Annotated in this window: 23 protein-coding genes; 13 read left to right on the top strand and 10 right to left on the bottom strand. The window is 70.4% G+C overall.

Annotated features, from left to right (window positions below):
• Nucleotides 1-212: 212 nt before the first annotated feature.
• Both A3862_RS07525 and A3862_RS07520 read right to left on the bottom strand, forming a co-directional pair.
• Nucleotides 213-515 (bottom strand): hypothetical protein, encoded by a 303-nt coding sequence (locus tag A3862_RS07525; protein ID WP_043357496.1) that lies wholly within the window; start codon nucleotides 513-515, stop codon nucleotides 213-215.
• Nucleotides 516-695: 180 nt separating this feature from the next.
• Nucleotides 696-1076, bottom strand: a complete 381-nt coding sequence (locus tag A3862_RS07520; protein ID WP_043357494.1) for a hypothetical protein — start codon at nucleotides 1074-1076, stop codon at nucleotides 696-698.
• Nucleotides 1077-1172: 96 nt separating this feature from the next.
• Here A3862_RS07520 and A3862_RS07515 point away from each other — a divergent pair, with 96 nt between their 5' ends.
• The 3 genes from A3862_RS07515 (at nucleotide 1173) to A3862_RS07505 (ending at nucleotide 2788) form a co-directional block, all read left to right on the top strand.
• Entirely contained in the window at nucleotides 1173-1931 is a 759-nt protein-coding gene (locus A3862_RS07515) for a CDP-diacylglycerol diphosphatase (RefSeq protein ID WP_043760066.1), read from the top strand.
• Between the two features lie 85 nt (nucleotides 1932-2016).
• Complete coding sequence (locus tag A3862_RS07510; RefSeq protein ID WP_236952769.1) at nucleotides 2017-2346, top strand: hypothetical protein; 330 nt, start codon at nucleotides 2017-2019, stop codon at nucleotides 2344-2346.
• 196 nt (nucleotides 2347-2542) lie between these two features.
• Entirely contained in the window at nucleotides 2543-2788 is a 246-nt protein-coding gene (locus A3862_RS07505; RefSeq protein ID WP_236961841.1) for a hypothetical protein, read from the top strand.
• Between the two features lie 16 nt (nucleotides 2789-2804).
• Here the strand turns inward: A3862_RS07505 and A3862_RS07500 are convergent, their stop codons facing one another.
• Nucleotides 2805-2993 (bottom strand): hypothetical protein, encoded by a 189-nt coding sequence (locus tag A3862_RS07500; RefSeq protein WP_043760068.1) that lies wholly within the window; start codon nucleotides 2991-2993, stop codon nucleotides 2805-2807.
• 172 nt (nucleotides 2994-3165) lie between these two features.
• Entirely contained in the window at nucleotides 3166-3429 is a 264-nt protein-coding gene (locus A3862_RS07495; protein ID WP_043389003.1) for a hypothetical protein, read from the bottom strand.
• Between the two features lie 238 nt (nucleotides 3430-3667).
• Between A3862_RS07495 and A3862_RS07490 the strand changes: the two genes are divergently transcribed.
• From A3862_RS07490 to A3862_RS07475, 4 genes are all read left to right on the top strand, one after another.
• On the top strand, nucleotides 3668-4054 hold the full coding sequence (locus A3862_RS07490) for a hypothetical protein (RefSeq protein WP_043760070.1): 387 nt from the start codon (nucleotides 3668-3670) through the stop codon (nucleotides 4052-4054).
• A 20-nt stretch (nucleotides 4055-4074) separates the two neighbouring features.
• A complete protein-coding gene (locus tag A3862_RS07485; protein WP_043357482.1) occupies nucleotides 4075-4260 on the top strand; it encodes a hypothetical protein in 186 nt (61 codons plus the stop codon).
• 64 nt (nucleotides 4261-4324) lie between these two features.
• On the top strand, nucleotides 4325-4588 hold the full coding sequence (locus tag A3862_RS07480; protein WP_043357480.1) for a hypothetical protein: 264 nt from the start codon (nucleotides 4325-4327) through the stop codon (nucleotides 4586-4588).
• A gap of 295 nt (nucleotides 4589-4883) precedes the next feature.
• Nucleotides 4884-5129, top strand: a complete 246-nt coding sequence (locus tag A3862_RS07475) for a hypothetical protein (protein WP_043357477.1) — start codon at nucleotides 4884-4886, stop codon at nucleotides 5127-5129.
• A gap of 18 nt (nucleotides 5130-5147) precedes the next feature.
• Here A3862_RS07475 and A3862_RS07470 read toward each other — a convergent pair whose 3' ends face one another.
• Both A3862_RS07470 and A3862_RS07465 read right to left on the bottom strand, forming a co-directional pair.
• Nucleotides 5148-5888, bottom strand: coding sequence for a DUF4336 domain-containing protein (locus A3862_RS07470; protein WP_043760072.1), 741 nt, complete (start codon nucleotides 5886-5888; stop codon nucleotides 5148-5150).
• 383 nt (nucleotides 5889-6271) lie between these two features.
• Entirely contained in the window at nucleotides 6272-6571 is a 300-nt protein-coding gene (locus A3862_RS07465) for a hypothetical protein (RefSeq protein ID WP_236961840.1), read from the bottom strand.
• Nucleotides 6572-6762: 191 nt separating this feature from the next.
• Here A3862_RS07465 and A3862_RS07460 point away from each other — a divergent pair, with 191 nt between their 5' ends.
• The gene (locus A3862_RS07460; RefSeq protein WP_043760074.1) at nucleotides 6763-7491 is read left to right on the top strand and encodes an SDR family oxidoreductase; all 729 of its coding nucleotides are present in this window, start codon (nucleotides 6763-6765) and stop codon (nucleotides 7489-7491) included.
• An 18-nt stretch (nucleotides 7492-7509) separates the two neighbouring features.
• Here the strand turns inward: A3862_RS07460 and A3862_RS07455 are convergent, their stop codons facing one another.
• The 3 genes from A3862_RS07455 to A3862_RS07445 all read right to left on the bottom strand — a co-directional run bounded on the left by A3862_RS07455 (nucleotide 7510) and on the right by A3862_RS07445 (nucleotide 9882).
• Nucleotides 7510-8271, bottom strand: coding sequence for an amino acid ABC transporter ATP-binding protein (locus A3862_RS07455; protein ID WP_043760076.1), 762 nt, complete (start codon nucleotides 8269-8271; stop codon nucleotides 7510-7512).
• On the bottom strand, nucleotides 8268-8948 hold the full coding sequence (locus tag A3862_RS07450) for an amino acid ABC transporter permease (protein WP_043760078.1): 681 nt from the start codon (nucleotides 8946-8948) through the stop codon (nucleotides 8268-8270). Before A3862_RS07450 ends, A3862_RS07455 begins: the two co-directional genes overlap by 4 nt.
• A 217-nt stretch (nucleotides 8949-9165) precedes the next feature.
• Nucleotides 9166-9882 (bottom strand): amino acid ABC transporter substrate-binding protein, encoded by a 717-nt coding sequence (locus tag A3862_RS07445; RefSeq protein WP_374701391.1) that lies wholly within the window; start codon nucleotides 9880-9882, stop codon nucleotides 9166-9168.
• Nucleotides 9883-10270: 388 nt separating this feature from the next.
• Here A3862_RS07445 and A3862_RS07440 point away from each other — a divergent pair, with 388 nt between their 5' ends.
• Nucleotides 10271-11197 carry a dihydrodipicolinate synthase family protein gene (locus tag A3862_RS07440; RefSeq protein WP_043357464.1) on the top strand — a complete coding sequence of 309 codons (927 nt, stop codon included), beginning with the start codon at nucleotides 10271-10273 and terminating at the stop codon, nucleotides 11195-11197.
• 130 nt (nucleotides 11198-11327) lie between these two features.
• On the opposite strand, the gene A3862_RS07435 is transcribed toward A3862_RS07440, so the two are convergent.
• Nucleotides 11328-12548, bottom strand: coding sequence for a pyridoxal phosphate-dependent aminotransferase (locus tag A3862_RS07435; RefSeq protein WP_043760080.1), 1221 nt, complete (start codon nucleotides 12546-12548; stop codon nucleotides 11328-11330).
• Between the two features lie 261 nt (nucleotides 12549-12809).
• On the opposite strand from A3862_RS07435, the gene A3862_RS07430 reads away from it, so the two are divergent.
• Genes A3862_RS07430 through A3862_RS07415 form a run of 4 tightly spaced genes read left to right on the top strand, consistent with a single transcriptional unit; the run spans nucleotide 12810 to nucleotide 15989 of the window.
• Nucleotides 12810-14228: a cytochrome ubiquinol oxidase subunit I gene (locus A3862_RS07430; RefSeq protein WP_043760082.1), complete on the top strand. Its 1419-nt coding sequence runs from the start codon at nucleotides 12810-12812 to the stop codon at nucleotides 14226-14228.
• Between the two features lie 7 nt (nucleotides 14229-14235).
• Nucleotides 14236-15243, top strand: a complete 1008-nt coding sequence (gene cydB / locus A3862_RS07425) for a cytochrome d ubiquinol oxidase subunit II (protein ID WP_043388977.1) — start codon at nucleotides 14236-14238, stop codon at nucleotides 15241-15243.
• The gene (locus A3862_RS07420) at nucleotides 15243-15365 is read left to right on the top strand and encodes a DUF2474 family protein (RefSeq protein WP_043346965.1); all 123 of its coding nucleotides are present in this window, start codon (nucleotides 15243-15245) and stop codon (nucleotides 15363-15365) included. The genes cydB and A3862_RS07420 overlap by 1 nt, the downstream gene beginning before the upstream one ends.
• Nucleotides 15366-15410: 45 nt before the next feature.
• Entirely contained in the window at nucleotides 15411-15989 is a 579-nt protein-coding gene (locus A3862_RS07415; protein WP_043346968.1) for a GbsR/MarR family transcriptional regulator, read from the top strand.
• Nucleotide 15990 lies beyond the last annotated feature (1 nt).

The raw sequence follows: 15990 nt of genomic DNA, 5'->3' as shown, positions 1-15990 counted from the left end.
TGCCGCTGGATCATTCCGGTCGGAGCTGGCTGCGCGGCTTCCCTCGGATCGGCCGCACGGGGGCCTGCGGCGCGGGCCCGGGCGGGCGGCTTCAGGAAGTGTTAATCCTGCCGTGATCAGTGGCAGGGTCGCTCCGGCTTTGGGGGTAAGAAGCCGAACGGCAGGCGGGCCGAGCCCTGCCCCTCCATGCTCGGCCCGCGCCCCTGCGGCGCTCACGCGTTGACGGCGGTCCCGATCGGCGTGGCGATCGCGCCGCGCGTCCCGGGTGGGACCACCGATTGCAGAATCCGCGCCGGACCGGATGCGGGATCCCCGCGATAGCCGCGCTCGAGCGTCATCAGCGCGTGCATCGGGGCTTCAGCCAGGTCGAGAAGGCGCGCGTCGCGCCAGCGGCGCTTGGTGAGGCCGGTCCGGCTGAGCCACCGGGGCTTCTCTTCCTCGACGAGCAGGACCAGCTTGCCCGTCCACGTCTTGCGAAACCAGAACCGTCCCGTGAGCTTGGCTGCGCCGAACATGCCGCACCTCGCGTGAGAGCCCCCTGAGCCAACGTGGGTCAAGCTCGGCGGTTTCCGCCGGAGACCGACCGCAGGATGCCGGGCTGGCGGCGCAGACATGCATCGGCGACATGCATTGGGACATGTGCAAACGTCCGCGTCCGCGTCCGCGTCCGCGGCGACGGTCCGGCCGGGCCGGATTCATCGGCAGGTCGCGTCGTCCGGGCGCCCGCGGCCCAGGACGGCGAGCAGGCGGCCCGCCACCGCGCCGGCCAAGGCCGCGACGGCTTTCACGAGGAAATCGTCGAACCGGCCGTGGCGGGTCCCGGTAAGGGTCTGCCCAAACTCCAGGCCGCCGGCGAGGAGGATGCTGCCGACGAGGATCCAGCGCCCGTGCCGCGGGTAGCCCATGGCCATCAGCAGCCCGGCGAGCGCGTAGGCGGCGAAGCGCTCGATGCTGGGTTCGGCCGTGACGACGGGGCGGAGCCCGATCGGCACCAGCGTGACGGCGGCGATCAGGGCCACCAGGATCCAGGCCGCGATCCGGATCAGGCCGAGCCACGGCACCTTCCCTCTCAGCATCGCGGAATCGTAACCTCGCGCCGACGGCGCCCGCGTACAGTGATGGCGCGCTGCCGCCTGTAGCATAACGGCGGCCGGGGACCGGAACATCTGCTCATGCTTCGTCGTCTGGTCGCCGCGATCCTGTTCGCCTTCGCCACGGTGCCGGCCGCCATCGCGGCGAACCCTGTGCGGGACGTGCTCTGGGTGGCGCTGCAGGGCTGCGTGCTCGCCAAGAAGGCGGCGGGCCGGAGTTTTCCCTGCCTCTCCGTCGACCTCGGCGATGGTACGCGCCCGGGGACGGCGGTGCTGCGCGCGCCGGGACAGCCCACCCACACGGTGGTGATGCCCACCGACAGCATCTCGGGCATCGAGGCGCCCGTGCTCCAGGGACCGCGGGGCGTCGCCTATTGGCGCGCGGCGCTCGCGGCCCGGCACTTTGTGTCGGATGCGCTGCCGGGCCGGCTGCCGGTCGCAGCGGTGGGTCTGGAGGTGAATTCCGTCGGCGGCCGCAGCCAGGACCAGCTTCACATCCATCTCGACTGCATGCACCGGAGCGTCATGGCGGCCCTGAAGGCCCATGGCGGCGCCGTCGGCGAGACCTGGGCCCCGTTCCCCGTGCCGCTGGCGGAGGCGCGTTACGTCGCGCTGCGGATTCCCCCGGACGCGGTGGCGGATTTCAATCCGTTCGCGGCGCTGGCCCGGGTGCCGGGCTGGCAGGGGCATCTGCACGACGCGAGCTTCGCGGCGGTGGAGGCGGATCCCGGGGATCCGCAGGGCGGGATGATCCTCCTGGCCTATCGGGAGCCGGAGGCCAGCGCCGAGTACCTGATGGATCACAGCTGCCGGATGGCCAAGCCCGGCCGGCACGGCTGAGCGGCCGCCGTCCCGAGCCACCGCCACTGTTGCTGCTACGTTCTATCCGAGCTGGGCGCGAATCGGGCATAAAGCGATCATGCGCATGCCGGTGCTCAGCTTGTCCGCGATGCTCCTCCTGACCACCGGTCCTGCCGTCGCGGGTCCGGTCGCCGGAGCGTCCGATCCGGCCGAGCTGGAGCGCGCGTGGCACCGCTGCCTTCGAGACGCCTCCGGGCATCAGCCGACGGGTCAGAGCCGCGCCGGGGACGAGCGCAACGCCCTCGACGAGTGCAAGTCCCGCGAGGATGCCCTGGTGGCATCCCTGATGGCCGGCGCCCGCCCGGCGGACGCACGCACCGGTACGGTTTGGTCGCGGACCTGGGCCGCGTTCGCGGAGCCCCTTGTCACCTGGTTCGGGGCACTGCGGCGCTGAGGGCGCCCCGTGCCGCGTTTCTCGCGTCCGATCCAGTCGCACCGGGCCGGCACGATCTGGCCGGCACGATCTTGTGCGCTGCGTGTCCGCGACGCTCACGAACCGTCGCGGATATCGCGTTCGCTGAAGCCCGCTCCGCGGCGTCGCACCACGCCTTGCGGGACGAACCGCCGCCGCCGCCGATCGTTGGGCATCCATGAGCGCGCAGAATCCCAAGCTTCATCCCGATGCCGTCGCCGAGGCCCGTCGTCGCGAGATGGCGACCGAGCATCTGCTGTTCGGGACGGTCCGGTTTCTGGCGCAGCGTCATCCGGAATTGCTGGACGAGCTTGAGGGCAGCCTCGCCCACCTGTGGGATCCGGTCGAGGGCGAGGCGCGGGACGATGAGGCCGTGCGGACCATCGCCCGGCGCATCATCAAGGGCCTGCGGGCCGAAGGCTGATCCGGCCCGCCCGGGCTCACCGCTGGGCGGCGTCGTTCACCTTGACGGTCGGGATCATCGCGACGGCCTTCGCAGTCACGCGGTCGAAGACATCGCCGGTGAGGCCGCGCTCGGTCGCGAGCTTTCGGATCCGCTCCGCATGCTGCGCGAGGGTCAGCCCGAAATAGGTCTTCTCTGTCGCCTCTTCGACAGACTCGTTCGCCACGCTTCGACTCCTGTTCATGGTGGGTGAGGGCCGATGATTTGGGCCGCGGCGGCCGCGGCTTCAAGCCCCGCCCGGAACAGGGCGCCCCGGCCATGACGGTTCGTCATACCCTTGGGGGCGCCCTGCAGATGGCCGCTTGGCCGGGCGCGATGGGGCCGGACGGCCTGCGGTCTCAGCGGCTGCAGCCGATGCAGATTCCGCGCGTGATCGCGTCGTTGCGCTCCTCGATGGCATCCCGCCGCTCGATGCTGCCGGTCTCGCTCGGGCCGAGGGCGCCGGGGTTGGGCACCGTCTGGCCGGTCGCGGCGGTGTGGGGCGCCTTGGCGGTCGTATCGGGGCCGCCCCCGGTTCCCGTCCTGCCGACGGGGTCGGCCCAGGCGGTGGCTGAAGCCAGGCTCAGGGTGGCGGCCATGGCGAGGGTTGCGGATCTGCGCATGTGAAGCTCCCGGAACTGCGTGCGTCGGTCTGCGAGAAACCGACGCCTGTCCGTTCATGAAGTTCCCGCACCCGCGACGCGCCCGCGCCGGCATGTGGTGCATTCGGAGGCGTCGTTTCGCGGCGATGCCGTCGAATTCCGCGCTTAACCTTCGGGCGTAATGGCTAATCAATTTTGAGAGGTATTTCGCAGGCGGAATTGGCGGATCGTGGCGCAGTAACATTCGGAGGCGTGCGTCATGAACCCGACCGTCAAAGCCGTTCTGCTGAACGAGCGGGCCGCCGTGCTGTCGGCCATCGCGGCGCGCCAGGGCACCGTCTCCGACCTGCTGGTCCAGATCAACGGCGTCGAGAACGACATCTGGCGCCTGCGCCACCGCCTGATCGACCTCGAAGCGTACCTGATCGGGCATCGCGTCGACCTGCCGAGCGCGGATGGCGGATCCGCCGGGACCGCGGAGGCCGCCGGCACCCTGACCCGGTGCGATCCGAGGCCGCCGGCCGGGATGCGGCCCGCGGAGGTGATCGGCCTTCCGGCCTGCAAGCCGCTCGGCGAATTCGTCCGCACCAAGGGCGGGGCGCGGAAGGCGCAGGCCGCCGCCGGCCGCCTGGCCGAGACCGCCTGAGAGGGTCGGGGGATCTGCGCATGCGCCGCATCCGCACTGGCCTGCGCTGGCGGCGCGGGCCGCCGGCACCGGTCCTGCCCGAGAGTCTGACACGCTTCGTCTCGGAGCCGGGAGCGTTCACCGCTCCGCTGTGGGACATCGCCCTGGCGTTGCTGGCCGGCGTCGTCGTCGCCCTCGCCTGCGGCTGGATCCTCCAGGCTTGGTAGCCGGTCCTGACTGTATCCCGCCCATGGCCTATGAGGATCGGCGAGGATCCGGAGGGATGGACGGATGAGCGACGGCAGCGGCGCGCCGAGCGTGAAGATCGCGGAGGTCCAGCGCCTCGCCACGGCGCTTGCGGCGCGGGTGCGCTACGCGCAGCTCGTCGGCCGTCCCGTCTATGAGGCGCAGATCGCCGCCCTGGTCGGCGCTGCCCGCCTCATGGACGAGGAGAAGGCACCCTGGCCGCCGATGGTGGAGGAGGTGCTGACCGAACTCGCCCGCTCGATCGAGGGGGCCGTCACCGTCGCGGCTGACCCGCCGGAAGAGCCCTGAACGACCGCCCTTCTCCTGGTCGACGCATCGTCGGTGCCCCGCGCGAAGGCGTCCGCCGGGCCGAGCCCGGACCGAATCGGCGCGCGGGCCGTCATCCATCTGCACGCCTGCTTCGCGGGGCGGGCGATCCCCGACTGCGCCATCGCGGGGGCGGCTGCCGGCCGGACCCTATCGACGTCGGAACTTCGGCGCGAAGGGTCGATTGACCAGAGGGATCGGTACGGAGATCTGCGCCCGTCGCCAACGTGCGATGGACTGATCCGGCCGAAGTCTTCGCCTTGAAGTCGATGGCCGAATGATCCTGAGCCTGCAGGCCGTGCAGGTCGCGACCAGCAGCGACGATACCGAGAGCCAGCTCGTCTTCGCCGACGGATTTCTGGTCGCGGTGTTGGTCCGCCTCTCGGCGCAGCACGGCGAGGACACCGGAAAGTGGTTCCTGGAGGCCGGATTCGGCCCGCTCGCACCGGCTTGTCCGCCGCTCTTCGCGGATCTCGCGGCCGCCCGGGCCTGGATCATGCGGCGGCTGATCGCTGCGGCGTGATCCCGATACCGCCCGCCCTCAGAGGCCTTTCGCGAGCCAGCGGAGCGCGTGTCTGAGGCGCGCTGCGCCGTCCCCGGCGAACCAGAGGCCGTGTGCGAAGATGACCCGCTCGGGAGCCAAGGTGAGAAGGTCGCTCGCTGCTCTCGCGGCGTCGTGCCGGCGGAGTTTGATCACGAGGCGCAGGTAGGGTGGCGGCTGGCCGTGCGGTCGCGTCATGCGGGCGAGGCGCAGGAACGGACGCAGGAGCGCCGGCATCTTCTCCGGTTCCAGGTTGAGGACGAGATCGGTCAGGATCAGCGTCCGGCTCGCCCCGTGAAAGAACGCAACCTCCCGGAACCCGAAGCCGCCCGGCACGACGATCTGGCGCAAATCGGCCGCCCAATCGGAGGGGGCGTCATCCCCGAGAACCCGGTCGATGCGGAGGCCGGCGCGGCGGACCGGGCGACGCTGGCGGAGATTCGGAGCCGCCCAGGTCAGCGCCTCCGGACAATGCGCCTGCCACGCCTTCAGGAAGGTCCAGTGGGCGATGTTGGGGGCGACAAGATGCCGGATCGGCCCCAATGCGGCGATCTCGCGGTACAGGTGCGGATCGAACCGTGTCGGTGAGTGCAGCCAGAGTCCGCCGTCGCGTAGGCGGACGACGGTCATGCGGACCGGGAGGGGGATGCCGAGGACGCGGAGTGGCCCGCTGTCGACGATCCAGACGCCATCGGCCACCGGCTTGAGGACGTCGAGGGGCGGATAGGTGGCTTCGGGCAAGTCCCGGTCTCTCCCTCGGCCGCGCAACGTCGCGCCCACGAACCTGTGCAACCGCGGAAGCGCAACGGATTTCCGGGATGGATCGCCGCAGGCCGGCGGACCACGCCCCCGCCGCGGCCGGCGCGCCCGACCTCCTCACAGGAGCCAGGACGGCGCGTCGAAGCGCGCTCACGATCCTGAGGATCGTGTCGGCGCGTGGCAGGCCCGTCCGAGAGCCGGACCGTCCGGACCGGTCCAGACGCGCGTCGCCGCCGCCCCCTTCGGTGCCGCCCAGGGTCCGAACGGATCGAGGCGCAGGGCAGGCGCGGCGGATGGGATGATGCGACGCTTGTTGGCCGGGAGGTGGAAATCTCCACCTCCACCATCCGCCGCCTCAGCGGGCCCTACACGGCCTGGATCGGTGCGTGCTTGCCGTCATGCGCCGCACCCGAATCCAGGCTCTGCGTCTCTGCGCTGTCCTGCTGGTCCCGCGCCGGCGGCGGATAATCCGTCAGCGGACGCCAGGGAGCAGCCGGGGCGCCCAGGCGGGCGCCGGACGGACGCAGCGAGAGCCAGATCGCCACGGCCATCCAGGGCACGACGAAGAAGACGAAGGCGGCAAGCCCCACGGGGATCCTCCACGAAACGGTTTCGTCGTGAGAACGCCGGACGGGCATCCAGAGATCCGCCACCGTGCCGGTCATCCCGCGCGGTCGGTTGATTGCGTCGCTCCGGGCGGCGGCGTCGGGTCGGATGGACGGGGCGATCGGGCCTGGAGCCCCGCCCATCCGGAACCTACAACGCTGGGGGGCACTCAGCCCGGATGCCCGGATCTGGCCGGCGTATCCCGGTCCGGGAGCCGACGCGGCGAAGTGCAGCCTGCTGGGAGCGAGCAATGGCAGATCTGTCCGGGAAGACGGTCCTGATTACGGCGGCGGGGCAGGGGATCGGGCGGGCGAGCGCGCTCGCCTTCGCCCAAGCCGGGGCTCGGGTCCACGCCACCGACATCAACGCGGATGCCCTCGCCGGGCTGCGCGCCGACGGTCTCAGCACCGCGATCCTCGACGTTCTCGATGCGGGCGCCGTCAGCACCCTGGTCGCGCGGATCGGCGTGGTCGACGTCCTGTTCAACTGCGCCGGCATCGTGCACGCCGGCACCATCCTGGAGATGCGCGACGACGACCTCGACTTCGCCCTCGATCTCAACGTCAAGGCGATGATCCGCACGATCCGCGCGGTTCTGCCCGGGATGCTGGAGCGCCGCGACGGCGCCATCGTCAACATGGCGTCGGTCGCATCCTCGGTGAAGGGCGTGCCCAACCGCTTCGCCTACGGGTTGACGAAGGCGGCGGTGATCGGCCTGACCAAGGCGGTGGCGGCCGACTATGTCGGCCACAACATCCGCTGCAACGCGATCTGCCCCGGCACGGTGGAGAGTCCGTCGCTCCAAGAGCGCATCCGCGCGCAGGGCGACTACGAGCAGACCCGCGCGGCCTTCATCGCGCGGCAGCCGATCGGGCGGCTGGGTACCGCCGAGGAGATCGCCGACCTCGCCGTTTACCTGGCGGGCGCGACCTACACGACCGGCCAAGCCGTCATGATCGACGGCGGCTGGACGATCTGATCCAGGCCGGATCGCCCTTCACGCCTCCTCCGCGGCTTCACCGAGCAGAGTCCGGATGAAGCGGCGGGTGCGCGGATCCTTCGGGTGGGCGAACAGGTCCGGCGCCGGTCCCCGCTCGACGATCGTGCCGCCCTCCAGGAACACCACCGTGTCGGCGACGCGCCGCGCGAGGCGCAGGTCGTGGGTCGCCATCAGCATGGTCATGCCTTCCCCCGCGAGGCTGGCCAGCACATCCACCACTTCGGCTGCGAGCTCCGGGTCGAGGGCCGAGGTCGGCTCGTCGCAGAGGAGCAGGCGTGGGGAGGGGGCGAGCGCCCGGGCGATGGCGACCCGCTGCTGCTGGCCGCCTGACAGGTTGGCAGGCCAGTCCCCCGCCTTGTGAGCGAGGCCGACGCGCTCCAGCAACTCCAGCGCTCGCGCCCGCGCCCTGGCCTGCGGCCACTTGGCGACGGTGACGAGCCCCTCCGTGATGTTCTCGATGACGGTGCGATGGGGAAAGAGCTGGAAATTCTGGAACACCATGCCGGTCTGGCGGCGCACCGCGAGCATCTCCCGCCGGGTCGGCGGCCGGTCCGGTCGGAAGGTGAGTCGGATATCGCCGAGGTCGAGCGTACCGGACCGCGGCATCTCCAGCAGGTTGACGCAGCGCAGGAGCGTCGACTTGCCCGAGCCGGACGGGCCGATCAGCGCCGTGACGCGGCCCTCGGGCACTGCGAGATCGATGCCCCGCAGGACCGCGTTCCCGCCAAAACTCTTCTCGATGGCCGACAGGGCGATCATGCGCGCGCCTCCAGATATCCGCCGTATCGCCCGAGCCGCCGCTCCAAGAGCGTCTGGAGCCAGGACAGGCACGTGGACAGGACGAGGTAGATCAGCGCCACTTCGATGTAGAGGATCAGCGGCTCGTAGGTGACGGCCACGATGCGCTGGGCGGCCTGGAACAGTTCCGGCACGGTGATCGCGGCCGCGAGCGAGGTGTCCTTGACCAGCGCGATGAAGGAGTTGGCGAGCGACGGCACCGCCACCCGCGCTGCCTGAGGCAGGATCGTGCGCCGCAGGGCTTGAGCGGGCGTCATGCCGGTGGCGTAGGCCGCCTCCCATTGTCCCCTCGGAATGGAGGCGATGGCGGCGCGGATGATCTCGGACGTGTAGGCGCCGACATTGAGCGTGAACCCGATCACGGCCGCAGGGAAGGCGTCGATCAGGATGCCGGTGCTCGGCAGCCCGTAGAAGATCACGAAGAGCTGCACGAGGAGCGGCGTGCCCCGGAAGATCCACACGTAGAACCAGGCCAAGGCCGCCAGCGGGCGTGGGGCGAACAGGCGCACGAGCGCGGTTCCGAGCCCCAGGCCGAGCCCCAGCATGAAGGCGATCAGGGTCAGCGGGACCGTGAAGCGGAGGCCGGCCGCGAGCAGCGGCCCCAGCGACTGGAGCATGAGGTCGAGCCAGTGCGGCACAGGGCGACGTTTCCTTTCGGTCGGACAGGGTTACGGGTTTCGCAGGTTCGGCCTCGGGGCATGGCCTTCGCCGAAGGATATGTGCGGATCCCCGCGTCCCCTCGGGGAGGGATCCCGATGCGCTCTGCCTTCAGAGGCCCGGATCCTCGCAGCCTTCAGGCTTGCAGGGGCCTGCAGGCGACCCGCAGGGGCGCCGCGACGGGCCCCTTCCGGACGGCTACTTCGAGACGTCGGCGCCGAAGTACTTCTGGGCGATCGCCGCGTAGCTGCCGTCGGCCTTAATCGACTCCAGCGCCTTGTCGATGGCAGCCTTCAGCGCGGGGTTGTCCTTGCGCATGATGATCCCGGATGCGTCCGCGTCCGTCTGCTCGGCGACGATCTTCACGGGCGCATTCGGCTTCTGCTTGTGGAAGTCGAGGAACGACAGGCTGTCGTTGACGGTCGCGTCGGCGCGGCCGGTGGCCACGAGCTGAACCGACTGATCGAATCCGTCCGTGCCGACGAGTTCGGCACCGGACTGCTCGGCAAGGCGCGCGAAGTTGCTGCTCAGGCTCTGCGCGGCCTTCTTGCCCTTCAGGTCGGCGAAGGACGTGATGTCCGCCCGGTCCGCGCGTGTGATCAGCACGGCCCGCGCCCGGATATAGGGCTCGGAGAAGTCGAACTTCGCCTGACGCTCCTTGGTGATGCCGACTTGGTTGATCACCACGTCGTAGCGCTTGCCGTCGAGGCCGGCGATCAGGCCGTCCCATTTGCCTTCGAGGAATTGCGGCGTGACGCCGAGCTTCTCGGCGACCTTGCGGCCGATCTCCACGTCGAAGCCGACGAGCGCCCCGGAGGCGTCGTGGAACGTGAACGGCGCGTAGGTGCCCTCCGTCCCGATGCGCAGGGTCTTGGACGCACGGATCGCGTCGAGGTCGTCCGCCTGCGCGGGCATTCCGAGGAGGCATGCCGCAGCGGCGAGGACCAGGGCGAGGCGGGTCGAGACAAAGCGCATCGTGGTTGGCTCCAGCGCGATAGAAGGTCCTGCCGCTGTCGCCGAGGTCGCTCTCAGCTGTCGACGCGGGACGCAGAAAAGGTTTCGGGCGGCCAGCGCGTGGCCGGGACTTGATGGACCGTCAGGAAATGCCGCCGCATGGCGCCACGCTCCGGAAGGCCGCGCTTCCCATATCAAGGGGAACCCGGGACGCCTACCGACAGGGGCATCGTCCCGGGGATATGATGCGGCCGCGGACAGGCCGGCTCCGTGCTAGGAGGAAGCGGGTCTCGAATCCGGACCGATTCACGCGCCGGGGAACGCGGCCTTCTCGATGGAAGGAGCGCGCATGACCTCGCCTGCCCAATCCTACCGGGGCGTCTTCCCGGTCGCCCCGACGGTCTTCGACGCCGCGGGCGCCCTCGACCTCGACGGGCAGCGCCGGGCGATCGACTTCATGATCGACGCCGGCAGCCAGGGCCTGTGCATCCTCGCCAACTTCTCCGAGCAGTTCGTCCTCACCGACGCGGAGCGGGAGACCGTCATGCACGCCGTGCTGGAGCACGTGGCCGGCCGCGTGCCCGTGATCGTCACCACGACCCACTTCGCCACGCAGGTCTGTGCCGAGCGCTCGCGGCTGGCGCAGGAGGCCGGGGCCGCCATGGTGATGATCATGCCGCCCTATCACGGGGCCACGATCCGCGTGCCGGACCTCGGCATCTACGAGTTCTTCCGCGCGGTCTCGGACGCGATCTCGATCCCGATCATGATCCAGGACGCTCCGGTTTCGGGAACGCCGCTCTCGGCCGCGTTCCTGGCGCGCATGGCCCGGGAGATCGCCAACGTCGCCTATTTCAAGATCGAGACCGCGCAGGCTGCAGCCAAGCTCCGCGAGTTGATCGCGCTGGGCGGCGAAGCGGTGGTGGGCCCCTGGGACGGCGAGGAGGCGATCACCCTGATGGCCGACCTTGATGCCGGCGCCACCGGAGCGATGACCGGCGGGGCCTATCCGGACGGGATCCGGCAGATCACCGACGCCTACGCGGCGGGCCGCCGGGACGAGGCCATGGACGCCTACGCGCGCTGGCTGCCGCTGATCAACTACGAGAACCGGCAATGCGGCCTGCTGGCCTGCAAGGCGCTGATGGCCGAGGGCGGGGTGATCGCCCACGAGACCGCGCGGCTGCCGATCCAGCCGCTGCACCCCGACACGCGCGCCGGGCTGATCGAACTGGCCCGCCGGAACGATGCGCTGGTCCTGCGCTGGGGGCGCTGAGATGGCGCGGCGGCCTCGGACAGGCGACTCCCTGAGCAAGGAAGGCCCGTAGGCCTTCACCGTCTCTGCTTCACCGCCCTGCTTCGTCGCCGCGCGTGCAAGGCGAGCGGGGCCGCCTAACCCGCCCGGCTCAATGCGCCGACGCGGCCGGGTCGCGGGTCCCGAGTGCGCCCGAGAGCCGCCGTACCGCCTCTCGCGCCAGGGCCGGGCTGATGGCGAAGCAGATCCGGACCAGACCTTCGCCCTCCGGCCCGAAGGCGGTCCCCGGCGCCACCCCGACCTTGGCCTCCCGCAGCAGGCGCAGTGCCAGGTCGAGGCTGGGCTCGTCGCCGCCCATCCGGGCCATGAGGTAGAAGGCCCCGTCAGGCGGTGCGACCGTGACGCCCGGGAGACGGGACAAGCCCTCCATCAGGATCGCCCGGGCCTCGGCGCAGCGGTCGACCATGGTGCGGATGAAGCCGTCGCCCTCCTCGAGGGCCGCGATGCAAGCGTGCTGGACGAAGGTCGGGATCGAGGTGGTGCTGTACTGTCCGAGCTTGGCGAAGGTGGGCGCGAGGCCACGGGGATAGATCACCCAGCCGGCGCGCCAGCCGGTCATGGCCCAGTTCTTCGAGAAGGTGTTGGTGACGATCAGCCGGTCGTCCTCCGAGCAGATCTGCAGGAAGGACGGCGCGATCCGGTTGCCGTAGGTGAAATGCGCGTAGACCTCGTCCGAGAGGATCCAGAGGCCGCGCTCCCGGGCGAGGTCGCGCAGGGCCTTCATCTCCGGCAGCGGCATGGTCCAGCCGGTTGGATTGGAGGGTGAATTCACCATGATCACCCGGGTGCGCGGGGTGAGCGCCGCCTCGATATCGGCGAGCGGCAGCGCGAAGCGTCCGTCCGGCAGCCTGCGGTACGGGACCGTCACCGGGATGCCGCCGGCGATGCGGACCGCCTCGCCGAGATTCGGCCAGGCCGGGGACGGGATGATCATCTCGTCGCCCGGCTCCAGCAGCACCTGGGCGGCCTGCATGATCGCGTTCATGCCGCCCGCCGTGACGGCGAACCGGTCGGGCGGGATCTCCACGTCCCAATGGCGGGCGTGATAGGCGCCGAGCGCCGCGCGCAGCGCCGGCAGCCCCAGCGAGGTCGTGTAGCGGGTGTGCCCGGCGAGCATCGCCTTGTGGGCCGCCTCGACGATGAAGGGCGGGGTCGGCAGATCGCCCTCGCCGATCCAGAGCTTCACGACCTCCGGGTCGTCCCGCCCGCGATCCGCCACCAGCCCGATCTGGCTCGTCCCGATGCCGCGGATGCGCGCCGAGAGGGCGGAGGCGAGATCGACGGGCGCGGCGGATGCGGGGATATCGGCCATGGCGGCGCGTGCTCTGCTTGCGTCGGGACGCGGCGTGCCGTGGCGCGGCATGCACCGGAGCGCCTGCAGGATCCCGACCTGTGGGGAAGGCCGCGACCCTGCCGCGTTCAAGCGCGGACGTCCAGACCCGCGCGTCGCCCGGATCAGCCCCGGAGGCCGACGCGCGCGGCCGCCCCGACGCGCGGCCGTTCTGCATTCTGACTTTTCAGACATTTCTGAAATTGCTATATGCCGAGTCGCGCTCAGTGCCGGAGGCCCGACGTGCTCGCCAATCTCGATCCCCTGATCCTCGCCCGCATGCAGTTCGGGTTCACGGTGGCCTTCCACATCGTGTTCCCGGCCTTTTCGATCGGCCTCGCGAGCTTCCTCGCCGTGCTGGAAGGGCTTTGGCTCGCCACCGGGCGTCAGGTCTTCATGGACCTGTTCAAGTACTGGATTAAGATCTTCGCGATCGCCTTCGCCATGGGCGTCGTGTCGGGGCTGGTGATGTCCTACCAGTTCGGCACGAACTGGTCGGTCTTCTCGGACAAGACCGGCCCGGTGCTGGGCCCGATGATGGCCTACGAGGTGCTGTCGGCCTTCTTCCTGGAGGCGGGCTTCCTCGGCGTGATGCTCTTCGGCATGACGAAGGTCGGGCCGCGGCTGCACTTCGCCGCGACGCTGATGGTGGCGTTCGGGACCTTCTTCTCGGCCTTCTGGATCCTGTCGGTGAATTCCTGGATGCAGACCCCGGCGGGCTACGGCACGAACGCGGACGGCCAGTTCGTGCCGCTCGACTGGTGGGCGATCGTGTTCAACCCGTCCTTCCCGTTCCGCCTCGTGCACATGGTGCTGGCCGCCTATCTCACCACCGCCCTGGTGGTCGGCGCGGTCGGCGCGTGGCACCTCCTGCGCGACCGGTCCAATCCGGCTGCCCGGACGATGTTCTCGATGGCGATGTGGATGGCCGCGCTGGTGGCGCCGGTCCAGATCCTCGCCGGCGACGCGCACGGCCTGAACACGCTGGAGCACCAGCCCGCCAAGGTCATGGCCATGGAGGGGCACTACCAGAGCCACCCGGACGGCGCGCCGCTGATCCTGTTCGGCCTGCCCGACCAGGAGACCGGCACCGTCCGCTACGCGGTCGAGATCCCGAAGCTGTCCTCGCTGGTGCTGAAGCACGATCCGAACGCGCCCCTGAAGGGGCTCGACAGCCTGCCGCGGGCGGAATGGCCGCCGGTGCCGATCGTGTTCTGGTCGTTCCGCATCATGGTCGGTCTCGGGATGCTGATGCTGCTGCTCGGCGCCCTGAGCCTCCTCGCCCGCTGGCGCGGGACGCTCTACACGTGGCCGCCGCTGCACCGCTTCGCGGTGGCGATGGGCCCGGCCGGCTTCGTGGCGGTGCTGGCCGGCTGGATCACCACCGAGGTCGGGCGCCAGCCCTACACGGTCTACGGCCTGCTGCGCACGGCGCAGTCCGCCTCGCCGCTCCACGCGCCCGCGGTGGCGGCCTCGCTCACCGCCTTCGTGGTGATCTACTTCGCGGTCTTTGCCATGGGCACCGCCTACATCCTCCGCCTGATGGCCAAGCCCCCGCATGCCGGCGAGCGCGGCATCGAGCCCGGCGTGCCGATCCGGACGGCGGGCCTCACCCCCGCCCCGGCGATCGATCCCGACCGCCATCTCCAGCCGGCCGAGTGAGGAACCCATGGCCTACAGCTTCGACCTCACGGTGGTCTGGGCGTTCGTGATCGCCTTCGCGGTCTTCGCCTACATCGTCATGGACGGCTTCGATCTCGGCATCGGCCTCCTGTTCCCCCTCCTGCGGCCCGGCGCGGAGCGGGACACCGCGATGAACTCGGTCGCCCCGGTCTGGGACGGCAACGAGACCTGGCTCGTGCTGGGCGGCGGCGGCCTGTTCGCCGTCTTCCCCCTGGCCTACGCGGTGATCCTGCCGGCGCTCTACGCGCCGATCATCGCGATGCTGCTCGGCCTGATCTTCCGCGGCGTCGCCTTCGAGTTCCGCTGGCGCGATCCCCGCCACCGCGCCGCCTGGGACGTGGCCTTCGCGGGCGGCTCGCTGGTGGCGGCCCTGGCCCAGGGCATCACGCTGGGCGCCCTCCTGCAGGGCATCACCGTCGAGGGGCGGGCCTATGCCGGCGGCTGGTGGGACTGGCTCACGCCCTTCAGCATCCTCGTCGGCGCGAGCGTGGTCGTCGCCTACGCACTGCTCGGGGCGACGTGGCTGGTGATGCGCACCGAGGGCCAGCTCCAGGCGCAGGCCCGGCGCTATGCCCTGGGCCTCACCGTGGCGACGGTCGCGGCCATCGCCCTCGTCAGTGCGGTGACGCCGTTCCTCCAGGGCCGCTACGCCGAGCGCTGGCTGGCGATGCCGAACGTGCTCGTCACCGCGCAGGTGCCGCTGCTCGTGGCGCTCGCCGCGTACGCCCTGTGGCGGGCCCTGCGCAGCGGGGCCGAGCGGGCGCCCTTCCTGATTGCGCTGGGCCTGTTCGCCCTGACCTTCCTGGGGCTGGGCATCAGCATCTTCCCCGACGTCGTGCCGGGCCGGATCACAATCTGGCAGGCGGCCGCTCCCGAGGCGAGCCAGATCTTTCTCCTCGCCGGCGCCTCGGTTTTGATCCCGATCATCCTATCCTACACCGCGTACGCGTACTGGGTTTTCCGCGGCAAGGTCGACGCGCACGGATATCACTGATGGCACCCGCATCGGCACAACCCCTCTGGAAGCGCCTCGCTTGGTTCGCGGTGCTCTGGGCCTCGAGCGTCGTCGGCCTCGCCTTCGTGGCGACGCTCCTCCGGTTCTGGCTCAAGTCCTGATAAGCCGGGGGCGACCCCGTACCTTCCCCGCGTCGGACCCTCGCCGTGCAACTGCCTCCCCTCGTCCAGACCTTCGTGCTGCACTTCGGCGAGATGGGCTCGCGCTGGGGCATCAACCGGACCGTGGGGCAGATCTACGCCCTGCTGTTCGTGGCCGAGCGGCCGTTCAACGCCGACGAGATCGTGGAACGGCTCGGCGTGTCGCGCTCCAACGTCAGCATGGGCCTGAAGGAACTGCAGGCCTGGAATCTCGTGCGCCTCCAGCACCGGCCGGGCGACCGGCGCGACTACTTCACGACGCCCGAGGACATCTGGCAGATCGTCCGGACGCTGGTCGAGGAGCGCAAGAAGCGGGAAGTCGATCCGACGCTGACCCTCCTGCGCGAGCTCCTGATGCAGGACGCCGCCACCGAGGAGGAGCGGCACGCCCAGGAGCGTCTCAAGGAGATGCATGACCTCTTCGAGCTGTTCGCGGGCTGGTACGCCGACGTGCGCCGCCTCGAAACAGAGCGCCTCGTCCAGCTCCTCACCCTCGGCGCAAAGGTCCAGAAGGTGCTCGAGATGAAGGATCGCCTGACCCGTCTGCCGGGGCGGATCGGCGGTCTGGCATCCAAGCCGGACTGAG

It is taken from the genome of Methylobacterium sp. XJLW, assembly GCF_003254375.1.
GTDB classification, from domain to species: domain Bacteria; phylum Pseudomonadota; class Alphaproteobacteria; order Rhizobiales; family Beijerinckiaceae; genus Methylobacterium; species Methylobacterium fujisawaense.
Note: the sequence above shows the minus strand (reverse complement) of the source record. Positions and strands in the feature narration are given on the sequence as shown.